Genomic DNA, 24,265 nt, shown 5'->3' on the forward strand with positions numbered 1-24,265 from the left:
ATGAACGCCTTATCGGTGGGTGCTATCCGTGGAGGCTTTGGTCGCAATAGGTGCTGAGAAAACTGCAATACGGGCTTTGGTCGCAATGGTTGTGACCATTGACAGTATTGGTCACACGCCAGAGAATGTGACACCTGTTTCTATTCTTCAAGTAGGGAATCTATGCGCCGGCTTCGACCTGTCACCCTTGCCGCTTGCTTGTTGCCTCTCGTCCTGACGGCGTGTGGCGACTCTTCCACCGCCCAAGATCCGCGCACGCTCGCCCCTTTGGTGAGGGTCTCCGAAGTTCAGGATTCGTCTGGCCTCTGGCGTTCATTCACCGGAGTCGTGGCGGCTCGCGTCCAGAGTGACCTGGGTTTCCGAGTGTCGGGCAAGGTGCTTGAGCGTCTGGTCGATACCGGTCAGAGCGTTAAGCGTGGTCAGCCGCTCATGCGTCTGGATCCCATCGACTTAGGCTTGCAAGCACGAGCGCAGCAAGAAGCTGTCGCTGCCGCCAAAGCCCGAGCCAAACAGACCGCAGATGACGAGGCTCGTTATCGTGATCTGGTGGCTGCGGGCGCCATTTCCGCATCGGGTTACGATCAGATCAAAGCCGCAGCCGATACCGCGAAGGCACAACTCAGCGCCGCGCAAGCTCAGGCTGACGTGGCCCGGAATGCGTCGGGCTATGCCGTACTGCTGGCAGACGCCGATGGCGTGGTCATGGAGACGCTCGCCGAACCCGGGCAGGTGGTCAGCCCTGGGCAGCCGGTGGTTCGACTGGCACGGGCCGGTCAGCGCGAAGCCATCGTGCAATTGCCAGAAACCTTGCGTCCGGCCGCAGGGTCCACCGCGCAGGCGACGCTTTACGGCAACACCTCGGCTGCTGTCACTGCCAAGCTGAGGCTGCTGTCGGATTCGGCTGACCCTGTGACACGCACCTTTGAGGCGCGGTATGTATTGGCGGGCGGGCTGGCCAATGCGCCGCTGGGTTCGACCGTCACCCTTCGGATCGCCGAAGACGCCGCGCAAGGGCCGGTCCTGCAAGTTCCGATCGCTGCCCTCTATGACCCAGGCAAGGGAACCGGTGTGTGGGTCATTGCCGGCGAACCGGCGAAAGTCAGCTGGCGGCCTGTTCAGGTCCTGGGCTTGAGTGACGACGCTGCCCGAGTTGCAGGTGAGCTCAAGGTTGGCGAGCGCATTGTCGCGCTGGGCGCGCATCTACTGCGCGATGGCGAGGAAGTGCGACTGAGCCCACAGGGTGACGTGAAGGTTGCCGGGGGCCGTCAATGAGTCTCAATTTATCGGCACTCGCCGTTCGCGAGCGCTCCATTACCGTGTTCCTGATCTTTCTGATTGCCGTCGCGGGTACCTTGGCGTTCTTCCAGTTGGGGCGTGCCGAGGACCCGCCGTTTACGGTCAAGCAGTTGACCGTCATCACTGCATGGCCGGGCGCGACTGCCCAGGAGATGCAGGACCAAGTCGCCGAGCCGCTGGAAAAGCGCCTGCAAGAACTGAAATGGTACGACCGCACGGAAACCTACACCCGTCCAGGTCTGGCTTTCACCATGGTCTCGCTGGTCGATCGCACGCCACCCTCGCAAGTGCAGGAGGAGTTCTATCAGGCGCGCAAGAAACTCGACGATGAGGCCACTCGGCTGCCGGCGGGCGTCATTGGGCCGATGGTCAATGACGAGTATTCGGACGTTACCTTCGCGCTGTTCGCCCTGAAGGCCAAAGGCGAACCGCAGCGCCTGCTGGTGCGAGATGCCGAAGCGTTGCGCCAGCGCCTGTTGCATGTGGCGGGCGTGAAGAAGGTCAACATCATCGGTGAGCAGCCCGAGCGAATCTTTGTGTCGTTCTCCCATGATCGACTGGCGACCTTGGGCGTCTCGCCCCAGGATATCTTCGCCGCGCTGAACAGCCAGAATCTGCTCACGCCTGCCGGCTCGATCGAAACCAAAGGGCCGCAAGTCGTCCTGCGGGTGGACGGTGCCTTCGATAAATTGGCGAAAATTCGCGACACACCGCTTGCGATCCAGGGGCGCACGCTGAAGCTCTCGGACGTCGCGACAGTCGAGCGCGGATATGAAGATCCGGCCACTTTCCTGGTTCGCAATAACGGCGAAGAGGCGCTGCTGCTGGGGATCATAATGCGCGAGGGCTGGAACGGCCTGGACCTGGGCAAGGCACTGGACGCCGAGACGACCAAGATCAATGAAGGCATGCCACTGGGCATGACGTTGACCAAGGTCACCGATCAAGCCGTGAACATCGACTCGGCCGTCGGTGAGTTCATGGTCAAGTTTTTTGTCGCGCTGCTGGTTGTCATGCTCGTTTGCTTTCTCAGCATGGGCTGGCGTGTGGGCGTTGTGGTCGCAGCCGCCGTACCGTTGACACTGGCGATAGTGTTTGTGGTGATGGCGGCCACCGGAAAGAACTTCGACCGGATTACCCTGGGTTCGCTGATCCTGGCGCTTGGGCTGTTGGTGGACGACGCGATCATCGCGATCGAAATGATGGTGGTAAAAATGGAGGAGGGCTACGACCGGATCAAAGCCTCCGCGTATGCCTGGAGCCACACCGCCGCGCCGATGCTGTCCGGTACCCTGGTGACGGCGATTGGCTTCATGCCCAACGGCTTTGCGCAATCGACCGCCGGCGAATACACCAGCAACATGTTCTGGATCGTCGGCATCGCCCTGATCGCCTCCTGGGTCGTCGCGGTGGCTTTTACCCCTTATCTTGGGGTGAAGCTATTGCCGGACATCAAGCCGGTCGAGGGCGGTCACGCGGCTATCTACAACACCCGCCATTACAATCGCTTTCGCCAGGTCCTGACCCGCGTCATCGCGCGCAAATGGTGGGTGGCCGGCACCGTGGTCGCGACATTTGTCGTGGCGATTCTCGGCATGGGCCTGGTCAAGAAGCAATTCTTCCCGACCTCAGACCGTCCCGAGGTGATGGTCGAGGTGCAGATGCCCTATGGAACCTCCATCGAGCAGACCAGCGCCGCCACGGCCAAGGTCGAGGCCTGGTTGCAAAAACAGGATGAGGCGAAAATCGTCACCGCCTATATCGGTCAAGGTGCGCCGCGCTTCTACCTGGCGATGGCGCCGGAGCTTCCTGACCCGTCCTTCGCCAAGATTGTGGTGCTGACGAGCAGCCAGGAGACCCGTGAAACCCTCAAGTTCCGTCTTCGCGAAGCGGTCGCCGAAGGGCTCGCCCCGGAGGCGCGGGTGCGGGTGACTCAACTGGTGTTTGGTCCGTATTCGCCATTCCCCGTGGCCTACCGGGTCATGGGGTCCGACCCATCAACGTTGCGCGAGATCGCCGGTCGGGTACAGGACGTCATGCAGGCGAGCCCGATGATGCGGACCGTCAATACCGACTGGGGGCCACTGACGCCGACGCTGCATTTCAGTCTTGATCAAGATCGTTTGCAGGCGGTGGGCCTGACCTCGAATGCCGTCGCCCAGCAGTTGCAGTTCCTGCTCACGGGGGTGCCGATTACGGCGGTTCGCGAGGACATCCGTTCGGTGCAAGTGGTTGGTCGCGCCGCAGGTGATATTCGACTCGATCCCGCCAAGATCGAAGGTTTTACCCTGGTGGGCACGGCGGGACAGCGTATTCCGCTGTCCCAGGTCGGCGAGGTGGATGTGCGCATGGAGGACCCAATCCTGCGGCGGCGTGATCGCACGCCGACCATTACCGTGCGCGGCGACATTGCCGAAGGCTTGCAGCCACCGGACGTATCGAGCGCAATCCTCAAACAACTGCAGCCGATCATGGACACCCTTCCTGACGGGTACCGGATCGAGCAGGCGGGGGCCATCGAGGAGTCGGGCAAGGCCGGCCAGGCGATCGTGCCGCTGCTGCCGATCATGGTTGCCCTGACGCTGCTGATCATCATCCTCCAGGTACGCTCAATCTCGGCGATGGTCATGGTGTTCTTCACCGCGCCGCTGGGATTGATTGGCGTGGTGCCGACCTTGCTGATCTTCCAGCAGCCGTTTGGAATCAACGCCCTGGTCGGCCTGATCGCGCTCTCGGGTATTTTGATGCGCAATACGCTGATTTTGATTGGGCAAATCCACCACAACGCGCAAGAAGGGCTGGACCCGTTCCACGCGGTGATCGAGGCCACCGTGCAACGGGCCCGGCCGGTGCTGCTGACGGCGCTGGCGGCCATCCTGGCATTCATCCCCCTGACACACTCCGTGTTCTGGGGGACGCTGGCCTACACGCTGATCGGAGGGACCTTCGTCGGCACCATCATGACGCTGGTGTTTCTGCCGGCGATGTATTCCATCTGGTTCAAGATCCATCCTGACAAACAGGTCCAAACTGAAACAGCGAGGCTGGCGTAAGTCAGCAGACGCATGCTGTTGTCAGTGGATGTCGACTGAGAAATGAAGAGGTTTTTATGATGACTGCCGAAGGTCAAAAGCGAATCGTCGTCACAGGCATGGGCATTGTCAGCCCCCTGGGTTGTGCAGTGGAAGAAGTCTGGCAGAGGTTGCTGGCGGGACGTTCCGGTATCCGTAACCTGTCTGGCGATATCACCGAGGGTACCGGCGTTGCGGTGGGCGGCCAGGTGCCGTCTCTGCAAGAGGATGCCGTTGCGGGGTATGACCCCGAGCGCTTCATCTCGGTCAAGGATCGCAAGAAGATGGACCGCTTCATCGAGTTCGCCCTGGTCGCTGCCGATGAAGCCCTGGCGCAGGCAGGCTGGCATCCGACGCAAGCCTCAGACCAGGAACGCACCGCGACAATCATTTCATCGGGCGTCGGTGGCTTTGGCGCAATTGCCGACGCTGTACGCACCACCGATGCGCGTGGGCCGCGCCGCTTGTCGCCATTCACCGCGCCGGCCTTTCTCGCCAACATGGCGGCCGGGCACGTTTCCATCCGGCATGCGCTCAAGGGGCCTCTCGGTGCGCCTGTAACGGCTTGTGCCGCCGGGGTGCAAGCCATTGGCGATGCGGCCAGGCTCATCAGAAGCGGTGAGGCGGATATCGCCATATGTGGCGGTACCGAAGCGGCGATAGACCGTGTGACCCTGGGCTGTTTTGCCGCCGCCCGCGCACTGTCCACGGGCTTTGCCGAGCACCCTCAGGAGGCCTCGCGTCCCTTTGATCGCGACCGTGACGGTTTCGTCATGGCCGAAGGGGCCGGGCTGCTGGTGATCGAGTCGCTTGAGCATGCCCTGGCCCGTGGTGCCAAGCCCCTGGCCGAACTGGTCGGCTATGGCACCAGCGCCGATGCCTATCACCTGACCGCAGGCCCGGAAGACGGCAGCGGCGCACGGCGCGCCATGCAGCAGGCTCTGCGCCAGGCGGGGGTCAGCCCTGCGGACGTGCAGCATATCAATGCCCACGCGACCTCCACACAGGTGGGCGATAACGGCGAGTTGGCAGCGATTCGCTCGGTGTTCGGGGCTGACTCCGGCGTGGCTATCACCTCGACCAAGTCCGCCACCGGGCATCTTTTGGGGGCGGCGGGGGGCATTGAAGCGATCTTCACCGTGCTCGCGCTGCGTGATCAGGTCGTACCGCCGACGCTGAACCTGCTTCATCCCGATGAAGCCGCAGAAGGGCTCGATCTGGTCGCCCTCAATGCCCGGAAGATGCCGATCACCCATGCGCTCTCAAATGGATTCGGGTTCGGCGGCGTTAACGCCAGCGTCCTGTTTCGTCGTTGGGATGCAAAATAGAGACGGCGAACTCACACCGGTTGTGTCACCTTCCGATGCACCCATCGTGCTTCGCTTTGCAGCTCCAGGATCTGCCAATGGAAGCGCTCAAGCGAAGCATTGTGGCCGACGCTGATCAGGATCGTTTCCGGCAGCGTCTCCTTGAGCAGTTGATAGCAGCGCGCCTCGTTGGTTGAGTCCAGTGCCGAACTGCTCTCGTCGAGGAACAGCACCGTCGGGCGGGCCAGCAGGGCCCTGACGAACGCACAGCGTTGCTGTTCGCCGACGCTGAGGGTCTGCGCCCAGTCCCGCTCCTGCTCCAACAGATCGCTCAGGTGTTGCAGGCCGACTTGTTCCATGGCCTGGCGCAGCGCGGCATCTTCTTCGCGACGGGGTGGGTTGGGGTACCACAGCGCTTCACGCAGACTGCCCAACGGCAGATAGGGTTTCTGCGCAAGCGTCAGAGCACGATCACGGTCATAACAGCTTGAGCCGCGAGCGTGATGCCAAAGCCCGGTAATCGTGCGGATCAGCGTTGATTTGCCGTAGCCGGACGGCGCGCGGATCATCAGGCTGTCACCGGGCTTGAGCGACAGGTTGAAGTCTTTGAACAACGGCCGGCCATTTGGCAGCCAGATGTCCAGGTCCTTGATGTCGAGACCGTCGGCCTGTTGTTCGAGCTTGACCTGGGACTTGACCTCAACGTTATCCAGGCGCTCCTGGAAGCCGATCAAGCGGTCGATCACCGACTTCCATTCCGACAGCTCCGGGAACACGCTCACCAGGTAGGCGATGGCGGCGTGCACTTCGCCGAAGGCCGCGCTTATCTGTGTCAGGCGGCCGAGGGGAAAGGCGCCGGCGAAGAACTGTGGCGCCATGATGAACATCGGGATGACCGTCGCGCTGCGCAAGTAGAAGGTCGAGTAGCCCATGATCAGTTTCTGTTTTTTCACCAGCGCCCAGAAGTTTTCCAGCGCCGCCTCCAGGCGGTGGTTGAAGCGTTCGTTCTCTACGACTTCGCCGCGGTATTGCGCTACCGAGTCAGCGTTCTCCCGCAGGCGGATGAGCGAAAAACGAAAATCCGCTTCACGTCGCTGCTGCATGAAATTCAGGCTGGGCAGCGCGCGTCCCAGCCAGAAGGCCAGGCCGGTGCCCAGGAGCGCATACACCAGGGCGACCCACACCAGCAGTCCCGGAATGATGATGGACTGGTCGTTGAACGGCACGCTGACCAGGCTTGAGGCCTGCCAGAGGATATGCAGGAAGGAAAACAGCGACACCACCGACGTCAACAGGCCCAGGCTCAACTTGAGCGACTTGACGATGAACAGGTCGATGTCTTCGGCGATCCGCTGATCGGGGTTGTCGACCTCGGTTTCGGTCAGCTTCAGCTTCTGGTAGCGCTGGCTGCCCAGCCATTGATCAAGCATGTTGCGGGTCGCCCAGCGCCGCCAGCGGATGGTCAGCTTCTGCTGGAAGTGGAACGCGCCCACGGTGAAGGCGGCCGTGCCGATCTGCAGCAGGATGAACTGCAGGCTGCCGATCAGGAAACCGTGGTAGTCCAGGGCCTGCAAGGCATTATAGAAATGCAGGTTCCAGAAGTTGGTGAGGATGTTGACCCCGACCAGGCACAGGGTCATCAGCACGGTGGCCAACAGCAGTAACAGGGCCGGGTACTTTTCCTCGGATGCCCAGAAAGGCCGCGCGAGACGCCAGAAATTGCGGAGTGTGTGCATGTGGTCTTGGTGAGCCTGGTCGCTAACGACGTTGAGTTTGCAGGGGAGGGAGGATAGGATCAGCCAATGCTAATCGTTTGCATTAATTAGGGAAAGCCACGGGAGCCCCGTTATCGAATTTCCAGAATGGCTTAACCAGGCCTGGCCGCCGATACAGCGGGTCATTCGGCAGGAACCTGGTGATCAGCCTGCCATCGCGTTGAGCCAGCTTGCCGACCCTGGCGTACTGCAACCCTTGCTGACCCGGTTTGCCTTGCGTTACCCAGGGGTGAACCGCGCCGCCGTGGTTTCGCAGTGGTCGATGAACTACATGAGTATCGTCCTGCCGGCCACCCTGGCCTGTGTGCTGACGCGTCGCTGCGCGATCGAGTTCTGGGGCGAGGAGGCATTGCTGTTGCACGACGATGGCCAACCTGCGGCGCTGGGCCTGGCCGCCGGACTGTCAGCCTTGGACGCGGATGGCCGTGCGGTGTACTGGTCGCGGTTGATCCACGAGCACCTGGCGCCGCTGTTCAGCACATTGGCCGCCGCCGGTGGCCTGGCCCCGAAAATATTGTGGGGCAACTTCGTTGCTATCTGGGACGGTGCCTTTGCCAGAATGGACCCTGACCTGTCCAAAGACGGTTTTGCCGAGGCGCACCAGTGGCTGGAGCAGGTCACGGTGAACAACGGGCGCTTGAAGCTGCGAGGCCTGCAACGCATGGTCGAATCACCAGCGCCGCAGATTTGCCCGTGCTTGCCATTGCGCCGGCATTGTTGCCTGCATTACCAACTGCACGAGCCGGTCGAAGGCCAACCGCCGGTGCTCTGCGAATCCTGCCCCAAGCTGCACCGTCTGCCGCTGGCGGAGCAGGTGAGCTATTTGCATTACATCTATGAGTAGGGTTGGGCGCAGGTTTTGAACAGCCGCGGCCAGAAGAGCCCCACATTGTGTGGCTTGCATGAGTTCTTGTGGCGAGGGAGCTTGCTCCCGCCCGGCTGCGCAGCAGTCGTAAAACCTGGCAACTGTTTTTCCTGACACACCGTGCTCAATGGTTTTGGGGCTGCTGCGCAGCCCAGCGGGAGCAAGCTCCCTCGCCACAGGGTTTAAAGTTTCCTCACGAAAGCATTTGCGCCAGGGGCGCGGCGTCAGCCTGGGGAGCGACTTCACTGAGCTTGCCATGTTCGATGCGGATCAGCCGGTCGGCCAGGCCGAAGTAGGCGTCGTCGTGGGAGATGACGATCAGTAGTTTGCCGCGTTCGCGCAGGTCCGGCAGGATCCGGGTGTAGAAGAAGTGCTTGAACACCGGGTCCTGGTCGGCCGCCCATTCGTCGAACAGGTAGCAGGGGCGATCATCCAGATACGCACTGAGCAGCGCCAGGCGCTTGCGTTGCCCGGTGGACAACGCCAGCGTCGTCAGCTTGCCGTTCTCGATTTGCACCTTGTGGTCCAGTTGCAGGTGCACCAGGTAGTCCTGAGCCTGTTTCACCAGGTGCGGATCGTCGCCATCGAACAGGTTTTCGAACAGGCAGAAGTCGGTGAAGATCGCTGAGAAGTGCTGTCGGAAATGGTGATTGTCATTGCTCGAGGACACTTGTTCGTCGAGCATGACGTCGCCGCTTTCCGGCCGGTACAGCCCGGTCAGCAACAGCGCCAGGGTGGTCTTGCCGCTGCCGTTGCCGCCGGTGATGAACACCACTTCGCCGGCATTGAGGGTGAGGTCGATGGGGCCCAGGGTGAAATGACCGTCCTCGCGCTCGCGGTAGTAAGTGTGGGTGACCTGGCGGCACACCAGGCTGCGAACCTGGGTCGGCGAGATCGTCTCGACGGTTTCGTCGGCGGTTTGCATCTCGCCTTCCAGGGCGCGGATCTTGTTTAGGGCCACGCTGGCCCGACCGAGGGTCGGCAAGGCGTGCATCAGCTCCGACAACGGCGTGATCATGTAGAGGATCGCCAGGATATAGCCGGTGACCAGGCTCGCGCTCAGGTCGATGAAATGCGGCGCGGCGAACAGCACCACACCGATCAGCATGTAGAACACCGCATTGCCCCAGTTCAGGACCAAGGCGTAGATGCTCATGCCCCGCACGAAATCGCGGCGGTATTGCTGGCTCACCGGTATCAGCAGGCGGGTGAAGAAGTGCTGCCGGCGCGGATGGTTGAGTTGCAGTTCCTTGCTGCCATCGGTGAGCAGGCGGTACTGATTGAACAACTGGTCCTTGAGCTCGCGAGCACGGGAGATCGAGGTCAGCGCCCGACGTTGCGGCCAGTGAAAGCTCAGGCTGCCCAGGACGATCAGCAGCAGCGTCAGGCCGAGCAATGGCATGCTGAGCCAACCCAGGTAGCCGAGGCACGCGGCGATGATCCCGACATTGACCAGCAGGATCGGCACCAACTCCACCGCCTGGCTGATGGTCTGCGTATCGTCGGTGAGCATCGCCAGCAGGCGATGCTTGCCCAGGCGCTGCAATTGCGCGTAAGGCGTGTCGATCAGCTTGGCGCTCAGGTGCAGGCGCATGTCGTTGACCGCAGCCTGGCCCAGTCGCAACAGGCTGATGTCGGAGATGATCCGCGACACCGCGACCAACACCACCAGGCCAGCGAAGAGCAGGCCATCCACCGGGCGCAGCTTGTCGAACACCTCCAGGCTGTGGTTGATGTTGGCGATCAGGCCGGCAGCCGCGAGGCCGCAGATCAACCCCGTCAGGGTCGCCACCAGCAGTGCGCGCCAGGAGCGTTTAGCCATGAGTAACAACAGATCCATTTCAAACCGCTCCGTGTGTAGCAATGGCCGTGAGACGCGCCGCCAATTGTTCGTGCAAGGCGCGTTGCTCAAGGATGGTCAGGTGTTGCGCCGTGATGACCTCGCGGGTCAACGGCCCGCTGCTCAGGTCTTCCCAATGCGGGTCGGCGAAGTCGGCCTGGGCCAGGGTGTCGCTGGCCCACCAGACATGCACCGGGCAGCTTAGCCGGGCAGGCTTGAAGGTCGCCAGCAGATGCTGCGTGTGCTGCTGGTAGCGCAGCCGCGTTTGCAAATGCTCCCAACTGTCGCCATCGAGTTGCAGGCCTTGCTGGCGTGCCCACTGCACCAGCTCCGGCAGGCGTGCCGCTGGGGGCAGGGCGTCCAGTTGCTCCAGCAATGCGGCCATGATCGGTGGCGGCAACCGGCGCATCACGCTCTGGCTGTCCGGTGTCAGCGCTTGGGAGGCTGACTCCAGCAGCGCCTCGACACTGTCTTCTGGCGCTTGATGCTGGTACTGCGAGTCGATGATACCGAGAAACGCCACTGCTTGGCCCTGGCTTTCCAGGCGCGCGGCCGCGGCAATCGCCAGCAGACCACCGAGGGAGAAGCCCAGCAGGTGGTACGGCCCCTGGGGTTGCTGTTGGCGCAGGTGCTCGACATAGAGCGCGGCGAGGCTCTCGATATCGCCGCCCAGCGTTGTGCTGTCATCGCTCAGGTACGCCGCCTGCAAGCCCCACAGCTGCCAGGCCGACAGCGGCGCCAGCAGCGTGCGGTAATCCTGCACGTGGCCGGTGGAGGGGTGGAAGCAGAACAGGTTGGCGGCTTCGACAGCGTTTGGCGCCGACAACCGCACCAGTGGCGAGAGTTTGAGTTCGGCCTGCACCAATGCTGCAAATGCCGAGACGCTCGGGGCGTTGAACACCGCATTGACCGTCACCGGTGCCGACAGCGCGGTCTGCAGGCGACTGGCAAGCGTCACCGCCGCCAGGGAATGGCCGCCCAGCTCGAAGAAATCATCGTCGATGCCCACTCGCTCCAGGCCCAGCACCTGTGCCCAGACCTCTGCGAGCAAGGCTTCCAGCGGCGTGCGTGGCAAGGCACTGCCGACCGTGTCGAGGACTTTGTCAGCCCATTGCTGCAAGGTCTTGCGGTCGAGCTTGCCGTTGCCCATCAGGGGCAAGGCTTCGACGATCCGCAGGGTGGGCAGCATGTAGTCCGGCAAGCAATCCTGGGCCTGGCCATGCAGCCTGGCGACTGTGGTCGAATGCCCGGGCGCCAGGGTCATGAAGGCGAACAGTTGCTGGCCGAGCTCGCCGCGAGGGATGCATTCCACCGCGGCCTGGGCCACACCGGGAAGGTTGGTCAGCTGCGCCTGGATCTCGTCGAGTTCCACGCGGAACCCACGAATTTTCACCTGGCGGTCGGCCCGCCCGGTGATCTCCAGGCTGCCGTCATGGCGATAGCGGGCCATGTCGCCGGTGCGATAGAGGCGTTCGCCCGGCCGATGTGCCAGCTCGATAAAACGTCCGGCGCTTTGTTGCGTGTCCAGGTACCCGCGGGCCAGTTGCGGGCCGGCGATATACAGCTCGGCGCTTTGCCCTGGGGCGGCCAACGCTTGCTGCTCGTCGAGCAGGTACAGGCGCATGCCGTCGAGGCGGTCGCTGAGGGGCAGGCGACGATAATCCACGCTCGGATCGGCTTTGTGCATCACCACCCCAACGGTGGTTTCGGTCGGGCCGTAATGGTTGAAGACCGTTAGCGCCGGAGCAAGGCTGCGAATGCTTTGCAGCAGGCGCCGCGAGCAGCTTTCGCCACCGAGTATCAATTGTTTGCGCGGCAACACGGCAGCGCTTTGGGCATGAATCAACCAGGCGTCGAGCAACGACGGCACGATCTTCAGGTGATCGATTGGGTACTGCGCCTGCCAGGCTGCCCAAGCCTGGGCGTCCATGGCCGTTTCCTTGTCCAGCAGGTGCAATTCGCCGCCGCTGAGCAGGGCCGGGAACAGCAACGTGTAGCCCAGATCGGCCGCCAGTGAGGTGACCACTGCACTGCGTTCGCCTGCGGCCAGTTGCAAGCGCCGGGATACGCTGGCGACATAACTGGCCAGCTGTCGGTGCTCGACGATGACGCCTTTGGGTGTACCGGTGCTGCCGGAAGTGAACAGCACGTAGGCCGCGTCCTGTCCTTGGATCTCGACGTTGGTTGCAGTCGTTGGCGCTTGCTGCCAGGCCGCTTCCTCGCGCAGGTCGAGGCTGCCGATGCCCGGCAACGCAGGGGCGCTGCCGGCCGAGCCGCTGAGTATGAAGGTCGGCTGGGCTTGTTGCAGGATCGCCAGCGAGCGTTGTGCCGGCTGATGCACATCCAGGGGAACGAACGCCGCGCCGCTCTTGAGCACGGCGAGCATGGCCAGGACCATCTGTGCCGAGCGATCCAGGTACAGCGCCACGCGATCTTCGCGACCCACGCCCTGGGCGCGCAGGAAATGCGCCAGTTGGTTACTGCGGGCCTGCAGTTGGGCATAGCTCAACTGCCCATTGGGGTCGCGCAGGGCCAAATATTCGGGAAACTGCGCGGCACATTCATCGAAACTCGCCGGCACGCTGGTAAACGGCAGTGCCGTAGCGTCGGATGGCGCCTGCAGGGCGGTCAGCGTTGCGGTAAAACTCGGCGCCTGCACTGACAGTTCGGCCAGGGGCTTGCTTGGATTGGCGAGGGCATCGAGCAGCAGCGATTGGAATTGCTCCAGCAGAACCAGGGCGGCCTGTTCGCTGTAGCGGCCCGGCAGGTGGCAGAGGTTCAGGCGATAGCCGCCAGCGGTCGTTTCGGCCACCAACAGCAGCTCCATGCCCGCGGGGATGGCCTGTGCGTCCAGCACCGTGAGCGTCGACGCCATGCTGCCCAAGGTGTCGAGTCGATCGGGCAACTGCCCACCCCACTGGAAGCCGTACTGCAAAGTGTCGGCCGGCAGTGCAGCGCTGACGCCGCAGTATTCCTGCCATTCGGTGGCTTGCTCGCAGAGCACCTGCAGGTTCGCCAGCGCCTGGGCAAACTGGCTGTCCGCCGCCGCTTGCCAGCGCAGGGGCAGGGGCTTGGCGAACAATCCCCAGCAATCGGCGAGTTCTTCATAGTCGTCGCGGCAATCGTGGACCCAGTTCAAGGTCAGTGCCGGGCTGTCGCCGCTACTCAGGCGCTGCAACAGCACGCCCCAGGCCGTCATCAGCACTTGTTCGGGCGATGCGTCGTGACGTTGGCAAAAGCTGTCCAGGGCCATGCTCAACTGTGGGTTGGCGCTCAAGCGAGTGGTCACCGGGGCGTCGGAGCGGTCGCTGCGAACCTCACGGTAGAGCAACTCGCTGGCGACCGCTTCGTCCAAGGCCTGGCTGGCCCAGAAACGCCGGCCAGGCTCGGCGTCTTCATCGGCCTGCAACTCGTAGAGCCAGGCGCTGTACTGGGTATAGGTCATGGCCTCGTCATCCACCGATGGCGCCTCTATCGAGCCCAATGCCTGCGCCAGGCGCAGCAAGGTCCCGCGATCCGCGCTCAGCGCCGGCAGTTGCAGCGTGACCCGCTGCCGATCGCCGTCGAGCGCTTGCACCTCGACGCTGATGGCGTCCGTGGCCGTGACCGTGGATTCAACCACTTGCAAGGGCATCAGCAAGCCTGGCTCTGGCCGTACCCGCAGGCGCAGGGCCTCGTGGCACACGCTCAGGGCGGCGAGTCGTTGGTGCAGACGCTCCAGGGCCAATGGGCCTTTTATTTCCAGTTCCAGGCGCGCCGCCGGCAACCCCGCCAACCACTGGCTGCGTTGTTGGGGCGAGAGGGCGAAGGCTTCTTCGCGAGTTTCAAAGGCGCTCATGCCTGCACCTCCGCAGCCAGCGGCGGCTGTGCTTCGGGCAGGCAACCGGTCAATTGTTCGCGACGCATCATCTGGCCCATGGCGACACAGATCTTGCGCTCACCCTCGAAGGGATCCCGAGCGTGGGCCACCAACATATTGTCCAGCATCACCATGTCACCCTTTTGCCAACTGAAACGTACCGCGCAGTCTTCATAAGCCTCGCCGATCACTTGCATCACTGCGTCTTCAATCACGCTGCCATCGCCGTAGTACACGTTGCGTGGCAAATGTCCGGGGCCGAACAGGCTGATCAGGTTGCTGCGCACTTCCGGCTCCAGGCAGGCGGTGTGGTGCAGTTGCACCTGGTTGAAGAACGACAGTTCCAAGGTCTCGGGATGCTCGACGATGGCCGGGCAGTGCTGGGCGATCCGCAGGTTGTCGGCCCCCAGCCATTCCCAGCGCATGCCCGACGCCAGGCATTGGCGCTCGACTTCCTCGCGCTGTTCGGTCTTGAAGAAGTCCTGCCAGCGCACATCCAGCTTGTCGGTGAAGTGCCGCACGTACAGCAGCCCCAGGGCCTTGAAGCGAGCGACGATGTCCTCGGGCAAGCGCGCCAGCACCTGCCGGCAATCGACGATGGGCGTGCAACCGCCACGCGGCGCCGGCGTTTCGCAATAGAACCACTGCTTGCGTGGCCACTGCGGCAGATGGGAGCTCTCGTTGTGGAAGAGAATCATGTGCTGTTCCGGGTACGGCGTGGAGTGGTAGATGTTCTTGCCGGACTTGTTTTTCGGCAGGTCACCGTAGGTCCCGTAGAGGTCGGGTTCGATGGCCTGGGCGAACTGTTCGAAAGCGCTGGCATCCGGCAGGTTGAAACCCCGGAACAGCAAGCCGCCGTGGGTCAGCAGCTGTGCATTGATCCATTCCCGCGCTTGCAGCGCCCAGTGCACCGGGTCCAGGTCGCCGAGCAACGGCTCGATCACCAACGGCAAGGCTTGCCCGGCGCTGAGGGTGCGGGTACGGACCTGCTCATGGGCCACCTGGCTCACAGCGGTTGCACGGGTCTGCTTGAGCTTGCTCAATTTGGACTGCTTGCGGGCGCTGCGGGCCGTGGCTTCGTCGAGCGACGAATCCGCCAGGGACGTTGCGCTGGCGTTGCCACCCTCAAGGCGCCACGACCAATTGTCCAGCGCTTGTCCCGGGGCCGAGACGATCTGCTCCAACAGGCTCTCGAAGCCTTGTTCGAGGCGCTGGATGGTCGGCTCCTGCAACACGCTGGTGCGATACACCCAGCGCACGTTCAGGCCTTGATCTTCGTCCTCTTCGACAAACACGGCGAGGTCGAACTTGCTGCTTTCCTGGCGTGATACCAGGTGTTCCACCTCAAGCTCAGGCAGGCTGGCATTGCCGCTGGGGGTGTTTTGCATGACGAACAGCACCTGGACCAGGGGATTGACCCCTGGTGTACGCGGCGGTTGCAGTTCCTCGACCAGTTTGTCGAACGGCACCTGCTGGTGCTGGAACGCCGACAGGCAATCCTCGCGCAAGCGTTGCAGACGGGCGTCAAAGCTTTCGCCCTCGCTCAGGCGGGCACGGATCGGCAGCACGTTGACGAAGAACCCGATGAGATGCTCCAGGGCCGGATGTTCGCGGTTGGCCAGGTCGGTGCCGACGATAAAGTCGTTGGTCCCGGTGGCCCGTTGCAACAGGCTGTTGAAGGCATTGAGCAGGACCATGAACAGCGTCGCCCGCTGCTGTTGAGCATAGGCCTTGAGCACCTGGGCCTGGGCCGGTGTGAAGCGTTGTTCCAGGGCCGCCCCCTGATAGTCGGGACGCGCCGGGCGTGGCTGGTCAAGCGGTAGCGGGATCAGCGTTGGCGCGCCGTCGAGTTGGCGGCGCCAGTAGTCGATGGCCCGTGCCAGCAGGCGCTGTTGGGTTTCGCTGCGTTGCCAGTAGGCATAGTCGGCGAACTGGATCGGCAACACCGGCAGCACCGGTGTCGAACCGCTGGTACGAGCCTGGTACCCGACGATCAGCTCCTGCATGAGGATGCCCATGGACCACGCATCGGTGGCGATATGATGCAGCACCAATTGCAGCACATGATCGTCGGCGCCCAGGCGCAGCAGACTGGCGCGCAACATCGGCGCCTGTTGCAGATCGAACGGGCGTGCCGCCTGTTCATCAATCAAGCGTTGCAGGGTTTGCGCTTGTTCCTCGTGGTCGAGGTGACTCAGCTCGGTCGGCGTCAGGTCAACCCGCGGTGCCGGGCTGATGACCTGGCAAGGCTGGTCGCCGTGGAGATGGAACGCCGTGCGCAAGGACTCATGGCGTTCGAACACGGCCTGCAACGCCGCTTGCAGCGCTGCGACGTCCAGCGCACCACGCAGCCTGATGGCGGTGGTCATGTTGTAGGCGGCGCTGGGGCCTTCGAAGCGATCCAGGAACCACAACCGTTGCTGGCTGTAGGACAGCGGCAATGGCTGGTTGCGTGGCGCCAGGGCAATCTCGCTGTTGCCGTCGGCCTCGGTCTGGGCGTCGCGTTGCTGATCGACCGCTTCGGCCAATTGTTCCAGGGTGCCACGCTCGAACAGCGTGCGCAGCGGCAGGTTCACGTTCAACCGTCGGCGAATCCTCGACAACACCTGGGTGGCCAGCAGCGAGTGACCGCCGATGGCGAAGAAGTCGTCGTGCACACCGACGGTGTCCAGGCCGAGAATTTCCTGCCACAGCTCGGCCAGGACCTGCTCGGTCGGCGTGCGCGGTGCCAAGCACTGCGCCTGCGCCGTTTCGTCCTGGGGCACACCCAGGGCGGCGAGGGCGCGACGGTCGACCTTGCCATTGGCGTTCAGCGGCAATTGCGCAAGGGCCAGCCAACGGGCTGGAACCATGTAGCTTGCCAGCTGCTGGCCCAGGTAAGCGCTCAAGACCTGTTGCGCGGACTCGCCGCCCAGGTTGGCCGTGTCGTCGAGCACATACCAGGCCACCAGTTGCAACGCCCCGCGCGCGTCGGGCAGTGCCAGCACCGCCGCGCTGTCCACCGCTGGGTGTTGCATCAGGCGGTTTTCGATCTCGCCCAGTTCGATGCGGTGGCCACGGATCTTCACTTGCTGGTCGCGCCGCCCGAGGTATTCGATCACGCCATCGGCGCGCATCCGGCCGATATCACCGCTGCGATACAGCCGCGCATCGGCCTGGAACGGGTGCGGAACAAAGGCTTCGCGGGTGCGTTGCGGGTCGCGCAGGTAGCCGCGACCGACGCCGACACCACCGATGCACAATTCGCCGGGTACACCGACAGGGACCAGGCGCAGCGCCGAGTCGAGAACGAACACCTGGTTATTGGCGGTCGGCTTGCCGATGGGCATGTGCAGGCAGTCGTCGGCGGGCGCTTCGGTGATGGGGTAGAAGGCAACGTCGTCCGAGCATTCGGCGGGACCGTAGGCGTTCATCAACGGGATCGCCGGGAAGCGGGCGAACCAGTCCCGCGCCAGGGCCGGCGGCAATGCCTCACCGGTGGGCAGGAGCCAGCGCAGGCTCGCCAGGGTGTGGTGCGCCTGGCTTTCCTGGAGCATGCCGCGAATCAGCGCCGGCACGGTTTCCAGCAGCGTCAGTTGCTGCTCTTGAACCGCATCGAGCAGAGCCATAGGGTCGTGGGCCTGGGCATCGGGAAGGATGTGCACGGTGGCGCCGAACAGCGGCGCGGCGAGGAACTGCCACACGCTGATATCGAACGCCGCCGAAGCCGTCTGGGCAATCCGGTCGTGCTCACCCAGGCCCAGGCTCGGGACCTTGCCGAACATGTTGTTGAGCATCCCGCGTTGTTCAACCATCACGCCTTTTGGCGTGCCGGTGGAACCCGAGGTGAAGATCACGTAGGCCAGTTGATCCGGGTTGTGCGCGTAGGTGACCGGCGGCTGTTCGCGGCCTTGCCAGAGCGCCTGGGCGATCAGGCAGGTGGGTTGCTGGCGCATCTGCGGCAGGACGTTGTCCAGCGTCGAGCTTGCGTGCTCGCAGACCAGCAACAGCGGTGCTTCGCCCAGGTCCAGCAGCTCCGCCAGGCGTGCGTGGGGCTGTTGGATGTCCAGGGCCTGGAACGCCGCGCCGACCTTGAGCGTGGCGATCATCATCGTCAGCAAGGCCAGGCCCCGCTCAGCGAACAGCGCCACCAGGGTTTCCGGGCCGGCACCGGCCGCTTGCAGCGCATGGGCGATGCTGTTGGCGCGGCGGTCCAGTTCGGCGTAGGTCAGCGATTGCCCCTGGCATACGGCAGCGAGGTGTTGTGGACGGTTGCGCACTTGTTCGGCGAACAGCGCCGCATAGCCGCGCTCCAGCGGGAAGTCGACGTCGCTGCGGTTGCAGTCGATCTGCAACTGCCGGCGTTCCGCCTCGGGCAGCATGTGCAGGCTGCCCAGTGGCGCTTGCGGCGTCTCCAGCATGCCCGAAAGCAACTGCACCAGATGGCCGAGCATGCGCTGCACGGTGTCAGTGCTGAAACGCATGCTGTCGTAGGACAGGCGAATGCCCAGGCGGTCGCCGGGGTACAGCACCACCGTCATCGGGAAGTTGGTGTGCACCCGGTCTTCATAGATGTCGATGCTGAAGGCATCCAGTTTCACGCTGCTGATATCCAGCGGCGCGTTCTCGAACACCACCAGGCTGTCGAACAACTGCTGGCCGCGCGGCACTTGGCTGCAACGCTGGATGTCCACCAGCGAAGCGCTTTCGTGTTCGCGCAATTGCGCGTTGTGGGACAGCAGCGCCTGCAACCAGTCGGCCACTGGCACCTCGGGATCGACATCGATGCGCAGAGGCAAGCTGTTGATGAACAGCCCGACCATTTCTTCCACACCGGCAAGGTCAGTCGGGCGGCCGGCGACGGTCACGCCGAACAGCACATCGCGGTTGCCGCTGTAGCGCGACAGCAACAGCGCCCAGGCGCCCTGGATCCAGGTGTTGGGGGTCAGTTGGTATTGCTGGCACAGCTGCTGCAGCCGCTGGGTCTGGGCGATGCTCAGGGTCTGGTCGAAGTCGCCGACCTGTTCCGGTGCCTGCTCCGGGCGTGCCACGGGGCTGTCCACATGCAGTGGCGTCGGTTCGCTGAAACCGGCCATTTCGGCCTGCCAAAACGCATGGGCGGCGGCCATGTCATGGCGTTCCAGCCAGCTCATGTAGCCGCGGAAGGAGCGCAGGCGTGGACGGGCCACCGGCTCCTGGCGCACGATGGCCTGATAGATCGCCAGCAGGTCTTCCATCAGCAGGCCGAAGCACCAGGCGTCGGTCAGGATGTGGTGGAAACTGCGCACCACGGCGAAGCGTCGCTCATCGAGTTGGAACACCCGCAGGTGGGTCAGCGGCGCACAGGCCATGTCGAAACCTTGCAGGCGCTGTGCTTCGAGGGCCTGGTCCATCGCCAGGCGCTGCTGTTCTTCATCGAGGTGGCGCAGGTCCTGCCAGTCGAACGCCCGATGAGTTTGGCGGTATACGCATTGCAGCGGCTCATGATCGTCCTGCCACCAGAAGGCAGTGCGCATCATGGGGTGGCGCTCAAGGAACAACTGCCAGGCCGCTTCCATCGCCGGGCGCTGCAGTACCCCGTCCCAGCTGTAGCGTTGCTGCATCAGGTAGATGCCGCTGTGGGGTTGCAGCAGGGTGTGCAACAGCATGCCCTGTTGCATGGACGACAGCGGGTAGACGTCTTCGATGTTCGCCCAGTCCAGCGGTTCGGATGCCAGGGTTTTCGCTTGCTTGTGGCACAGCGCAAATGCCTGGCTGGCGGGGCGCAGGTCGGCTGCGCTGGCCAATCCGGCGAGTTCGTTCAAGCGTTGTGCCAGGCGCGGTGCCCAGTCGGCGGCGAGGGCGCCGTGGTTGCGCAGGTGCAGGCAATTGTCCTGCCACCAGGCGTCCAGGGTCAGCGGGCAAGTCGAAGCTGTCGCGGGGCTTGCGGCTTCGACCTGGGCCAGGATGCCACGCTCTTCGCGATGGCTGTCGAGGTTGCCGAGCCAGCGAATGGCCACTGATGCCGCCGGCAGATCACGCAGCGGTTCTTGCAGGTAGGTGTTGTCCGACAGGTAGCGCAGGGCGCCATAGTCGACGCCGTGCTGCGGGTAGGCGCGCATTTGCGCGGTCAGGGCCTGCAAGCGTTGCAGCAGGCTGTCGCCTTCGGGCTGGAGGAAGTACGGCACCGCCAGGGCCAATGGTCCCATGATGCGTGCCGGGTCGAGGTCGGCCACGGCAATCGGCGCATTTACCGGCAGGCGCTCGGCGCTTGGACGGGCATCGTGCACGCTCAGCGCAACCAGGCCATTGCCGCACAGTTCACGGCACTGTTCGACTACGGCAGCAGCCAATAGGCTGTTCCAGTCCAGTTGCAGCACTTCGCCCAAACGCTTGAGCTCACCTGAGGTGGCGGCCGGCAGGGTCTGCTCGACCACGCTGGCCGGCTGCTGGCTGTCCGGCAGTTGCAGCGTTTCCGTGCCGGCGTATTGCAGCCAGTGTTCCCAGGCGTCGTCCAGGGCATCGCCCTGTGCATGGGCCTGCTGGTGCCGCGTCCACTGGGTGAAATCGCCACCGGTGTAGGACAGGCGCACCGGCCGCTGATGGCGCAGTTGCGCCAGGGCCAGGTTGAGGTCGGTCAGCAGCAGCGACCAGGATGCCTCGTCCAGACACAGCGGATGAGCGGCCAGCAGCAGGGCGTGTTTGCCGTCCACCTCCAGCAGGCGGGCATGCAGGGTTTGGCCGGCGTCCAGTGCCAGCGCGTCGACACCGGCCTGGGCCAGGGCTTGCAGTTGCCCCGGCGTGCAGGTCTCCAGTTTCTCGGTGGCGATGACCGGGGCCTTGGCCGCGACCAGTACCCGTTGCTGCCACTGGCCCTCCGGCAGGGCCTTGAGCGCCAGGCGCAAGGCCTGGTGGTGTTGCTGTAAGGCGCAGATGGCCTGGTTCAGCAGCTCGCTATCGAGCGCCTGGCTCAGCGCCACGCAACGCCAGGTGGCGTGCAACGGCCCTTGTTGCAGGCGCGCCAGTTGCCCGGCGGCCAGTGGCAGGTCATAGCCATCGGCAATTTCGTGTGCCACGCCATGGCTGGCATCGGCGCCCAGCACCCGGGCGATATCGGCGATGGTGCGGTTTTCGAAGAGCTGGCGGGGCGTGAGTTTCAGCCCTTGCTGGTTGGCGCGGGCGATGATCTGCAAGTTGATGATCGAATCGCCGCCCAGGGCGAAGAAGTTGTCGTGCACGCCGACACGTTCCAGCTTCAGGACTTCCTGCCAGATGGCGGCCAGTTGCGCTTCGACTTCATTGCGCGGCGCGACATGGGTGGCGCTGTCGTCCGTGGGTTTTTGCGGGAGCGGCAAGCGCTGGACATCGACCTTGCCGTTGCGGGTCAGGGGCAGTTCGTCGAGGGTGATGAAGTGCGCCGGCACCATGTAGTCCGGCACCCGCGCAGCCAGGTCGTTACGCAGTTTCGTGGCGGACAGCGACTGGCTGGCGACCAGGTAGGCCACCAGGCGCAAACTGCCGTCCAGTTCCACGGCACGGACCAGCGCCTGTTCGATCAGCGGCGACAGGCGCTTGAGCTGCGCTTCGACTTCGCCCAGCTCCAGGCGGTTGCCGCGGATCTTGACCTGACTGTCGACCCGACCGAGGAACGCCAGTTGGCCGTCCACTTGCCAGCGCACGCGGTCGCCAGTGCGATACCAGCGTTGCTGATCGGCGTCGAGATGGAAGCGTTCGGCGGTCAGGTCCGGGCGGTGCAGGTAACCCCGGGCCAGGGCGCCGTTGATCAGCAGTTCGCCGGATACCCCGGTGGGCACCAGGCGGCCGTTGGCATCGACGACTTGCAGTTGACGGTTCGGCAGTGGCCGGCCGAGGGCAATGCTGCGCAGGCCCGCCGGCAACTCGGTGGCAATCGCCCCGACTGTCGCTTCGCTCGGCCCATAGTGGTTGAACACCCTGAGCCCTGGCGCCAGGCGGTTGACCTGTTCCAGCAGCGCCGGGCTGAGGGCGTCGCCACCGAAGACCAGCAGGGCACGGGGCAGCAGGCGGGCATCGGGCAGCGCCTGCAACAGACCGGCCAGATGGCTGGGGGTGATCTTCAGCACATCCACCGGGTGTTGATCGAAGAGTTCGGCCAGTGCCAGGGGGCTGAAACCGCTGTCTTCATCCACCAGCAACAAGCTGGCGCCGCTGCACAGGGCGCCGAACAGTTGGGTGTGGCCCAGGTCGGCGGCGATGCTGGACAGCAAGCCGTAGCGAGCCGCCGGTGGCGGGTTGAGCACTGCGTGCACCGCCGTCAGGTAATCTACGATGGACTGGTGCTCGACCACCACGCCCTTGGGGGTGCCGGTGGAGCCCGAGGTGTAGATCACGTAGGCAGCATCGGTCGGGCTGTGGACCACGACCGGTGGCGTGTCTGGCTGGGAGGCGATGGCGTCGGTCTGTTCCGCCAACCACAGCGTCGGCGTGTGCTCGGCCAGGTCTTTGAGCAGGGGTGAAGCGGCGGCACCGATCAGCAGTGCGGCGCGGCTGTCCACCAGCACGTCGGCCAGGCGCCCGGCAGGCTGCTTGAGGTCCAGCGGCAGATAGGCGGCGCCGGCCTTGAGGGTGGCGAGCAGGGCGATCACGAACTCGGCGCTGCGTTCCAGGGCCAGTGCCACCACGCTGTCGTGGCCGATGCCCTGGGCACGCAAGTACTGGCTGAGGCGGTTGGCCTGCTGATCCAGTTCACGGTAAGTCAGGGCGCTCTGGCGGTCGCGCACCGCCAGCTGTTGCGGGTGGGCGGCCACCTGTTGTTCGAAGCGCTGGTGCAGGCACGTAGCGGCTACCGGCAGTTGCACGCCGCGACCCTGCACGAGCAATTGTTGGCGTTCTTCAGGGCTCAGCCATTCAAGCTCGCTGACCCGGCACTGCGCGTGCGCCGTCATCGCCAACAGGATCGCGCGCAATTGGGCCGACAACACCGCGACTTCGGCATCGCTGAAACGACTGCGGTCGTAGCTGATCAGGTAGTGCAGTTGTTTGTCCGGCACCACGATCAGCGACAACGGGAAGTGGTTGCGGCCTTGGGTGTGGGTGATGCCATCGACCTGCTGGTCGCTGCTCGGGGCACTGAAACTCAAGCCACCGGTGTCCTGGTTAAGTGCGTCGGTGACCGGGAAGTTCTCGAACACCAGGATCGAGTCGAACAGCGCCTGTTCAGCGGCGATGCGCGTCATCGACTTGAGTTTGCCCAGGGGCAGGTAGGCGTGGTGGCGCAGATCGCTGTTGGCTTGCTGCAAGTGTTGCAGCCAGTCCACCAGGGTCGGCTCGTCGGCCCATTGCACGCGCAGCGGCAAGGTATTGATGAACAGCCCGACGGTGCTGTCTACCGCCGCCAGGTTCTCCGGACGCCCGGCGACGGTGACGCCATAGACCACGTCGTCACGCCCGGCGTGTTGACCCAGCAGCAGTGCCCAGGCGCCCTGGATCAGCGTGTTGATGGTCAGGTCATGCTGACGGGCGAAGTGCGCCAATTGCTCGGTTTCGCTGGCGGCCAGCAGGCTTTCCCGTTCGGCGAACGGTGCCCCCGCAGGCGCTGGCTGGCGTACGGCGAAGCTGGGCAGTGGGGTCGGCTCGCTCACGTCCTGCAACTGTTCGCGCCAGAAGCTTTCGGTGGCGGCCATGTCCTGTTCCGCCAGCCAGGCGATGTAGTCTCGATAAGGGCGGGTTGGCGCCAAGTGGGCGGGGCGGCCATGGGCTTGTTCGTAGTACAGCGCCAGCCATTCCTGCACGGCGATGCCGACGCTCCAGCCGTCCATGAGGATGTGATGGAAGGTCCAGATCAGGTGCCAGCGCTCGGGGGCCAGGCGCACCAGGCACACGCGCATCAGCGGTGAGTCATTCAGCTCCAGGGGTTGCGCCCGCTGTTCCAGTGCCAACTGTTCGAGCGCGGCCTGGGGCTCGGCGCGGTCCTGCCAGTCCAGTTCAGTCAAGGGCAACTCAACGTCCTGTTGCACCACCTGATAGGCATCGTCCAGTTCTTCCCAGAGAAACGCACTGCGCAGCACCGCGTGACGCTGCATCAGCGCCTGCCAGGCACCACGAAAAGCGCTCAATTGCAGCGGGCCGTTCATGTCCAGGCTCAACTGCTGGTAATACACCCGCGAATCCGGTTCGTAGACGCTGTGGAACAACAGGCCGTGCTGGGTCGGCGAAAGGGAGTAGATGTCTTCGATGTTGTTCATGCTTGTTTGGTCCATTTCAAAGTCTTGAAAACTCAAGTGAGTCGATCAGGGCGCCGCGCCGGTCCGAGACC

The 24,265-nt window shown here is 63.9% G+C and carries 8 protein-coding genes; 4 read left to right on the top strand and 4 right to left on the bottom strand.

Annotated features, from left to right (window positions below; translation table 11 throughout):
* The first annotated feature begins 162 nt into the window (after window positions 1-162).
* The 3 genes from PSEUDOMOFG3G_RS09470 to fabF are packed head-to-tail and all read left to right on the top strand — an operon-like array spanning window position 163 to window position 5,695.
* Window positions 163-1,272 carry an efflux RND transporter periplasmic adaptor subunit gene (locus tag PSEUDOMOFG3G_RS09470; RefSeq protein ID WP_139049742.1) on the top strand — a complete coding sequence of 370 codons (1,110 nt, stop codon included), beginning with the start codon at window positions 163-165 and terminating at the stop codon, window positions 1,270-1,272.
* Complete coding sequence (locus tag PSEUDOMOFG3G_RS09475) at window positions 1,269-4,349, top strand: efflux RND transporter permease subunit (protein WP_139049743.1); 3,081 nt, start codon at window positions 1,269-1,271, stop codon at window positions 4,347-4,349. Before PSEUDOMOFG3G_RS09470 ends, PSEUDOMOFG3G_RS09475 begins: the two co-directional genes overlap by 4 nt.
* 56 nt (window positions 4,350-4,405) lie before the next feature.
* A complete protein-coding gene (fabF, locus tag PSEUDOMOFG3G_RS09480; protein ID WP_139049744.1) occupies window positions 4,406-5,695 on the top strand; it encodes a beta-ketoacyl-ACP synthase II in 1,290 nt (429 codons plus the stop codon).
* A gap of 11 nt (window positions 5,696-5,706) precedes the next feature.
* Here the strand turns inward: fabF and PSEUDOMOFG3G_RS09485 are convergent, their stop codons facing one another.
* On the bottom strand, window positions 5,707-7,410 hold the full coding sequence (locus PSEUDOMOFG3G_RS09485; RefSeq protein ID WP_139049745.1) for an ABC transporter ATP-binding protein/permease: 1,704 nt from the start codon (window positions 7,408-7,410) through the stop codon (window positions 5,707-5,709).
* Window positions 7,411-7,609: 199 nt separating this feature from the next.
* On the opposite strand from PSEUDOMOFG3G_RS09485, the gene fhuF reads away from it, so the two are divergent.
* Complete coding sequence (gene fhuF, locus PSEUDOMOFG3G_RS09490) at window positions 7,610-8,293, top strand: siderophore-iron reductase FhuF (RefSeq protein WP_083714393.1); 684 nt, start codon at window positions 7,610-7,612, stop codon at window positions 8,291-8,293.
* A gap of 214 nt (window positions 8,294-8,507) precedes the next feature.
* On the opposite strand, the gene PSEUDOMOFG3G_RS09495 is transcribed toward fhuF, so the two are convergent.
* The 3 genes from PSEUDOMOFG3G_RS09495 to PSEUDOMOFG3G_RS09505 are packed head-to-tail and all read right to left on the bottom strand — an operon-like array spanning window position 8,508 to window position 24,194.
* Complete coding sequence (locus PSEUDOMOFG3G_RS09495) at window positions 8,508-10,154, bottom strand: cyclic peptide export ABC transporter (protein WP_139049746.1); 1,647 nt, start codon at window positions 10,152-10,154, stop codon at window positions 8,508-8,510.
* Window position 10,155: 1 nt separating this feature from the next.
* Window positions 10,156-13,992, bottom strand: coding sequence for a non-ribosomal peptide synthetase (locus tag PSEUDOMOFG3G_RS09500; RefSeq protein ID WP_139049747.1), 3,837 nt, complete (start codon window positions 13,990-13,992; stop codon window positions 10,156-10,158).
* Entirely contained in the window at window positions 13,989-24,194 is a 10,206-nt protein-coding gene (locus PSEUDOMOFG3G_RS09505) for a non-ribosomal peptide synthetase (protein ID WP_139049748.1), read from the bottom strand. Before PSEUDOMOFG3G_RS09505 ends, PSEUDOMOFG3G_RS09500 begins: the two co-directional genes overlap by 4 nt.
* Between the last annotated feature and the right edge of the window lie 71 nt (window positions 24,195-24,265).

The organism is Pseudomonas sp. FG-3G, assembly GCF_901007645.1.
GTDB lineage: Bacteria > Pseudomonadota > Gammaproteobacteria > Pseudomonadales > Pseudomonadaceae > Aquipseudomonas > Aquipseudomonas rhizophila.

What these genes read in the sequence shown, in the direction of transcription:
- PSEUDOMOFG3G_RS09470 (WP_139049742.1), top strand. Translation starts at nt 163, where the DNA reads ATGCGCCGGCTTCGACCTGTCACCCTTGCCGCTTGCTTGTTGCCTCTC.
- PSEUDOMOFG3G_RS09475 (WP_139049743.1), top strand. Translation starts at nt 1,269, where the DNA reads ATGAGTCTCAATTTATCGGCACTCGCCGTTCGCGAGCGCTCCATTACC.
- fabF (WP_139049744.1), top strand. Translation starts at nt 4,406, where the DNA reads ATGATGACTGCCGAAGGTCAAAAGCGAATCGTCGTCACAGGCATGGGC.
- PSEUDOMOFG3G_RS09485 (WP_139049745.1), bottom strand. Translation starts at nt 7,410, where the DNA reads ATGCACACACTCCGCAATTTCTGGCGTCTCGCGCGGCCTTTCTGGGCA.
- PSEUDOMOFG3G_RS09495 (WP_139049746.1), bottom strand. Translation starts at nt 10,154, where the DNA reads ATGGATCTGTTGTTACTCATGGCTAAACGCTCCTGGCGCGCACTGCTG.
- PSEUDOMOFG3G_RS09500 (WP_139049747.1), bottom strand. Translation starts at nt 13,992, where the DNA reads ATGAGCGCCTTTGAAACTCGCGAAGAAGCCTTCGCCCTCTCGCCCCAA.
- PSEUDOMOFG3G_RS09505 (WP_139049748.1), bottom strand. Translation starts at nt 24,194, where the DNA reads ATGAACAACATCGAAGACATCTACTCCCTTTCGCCGACCCAGCACGGC.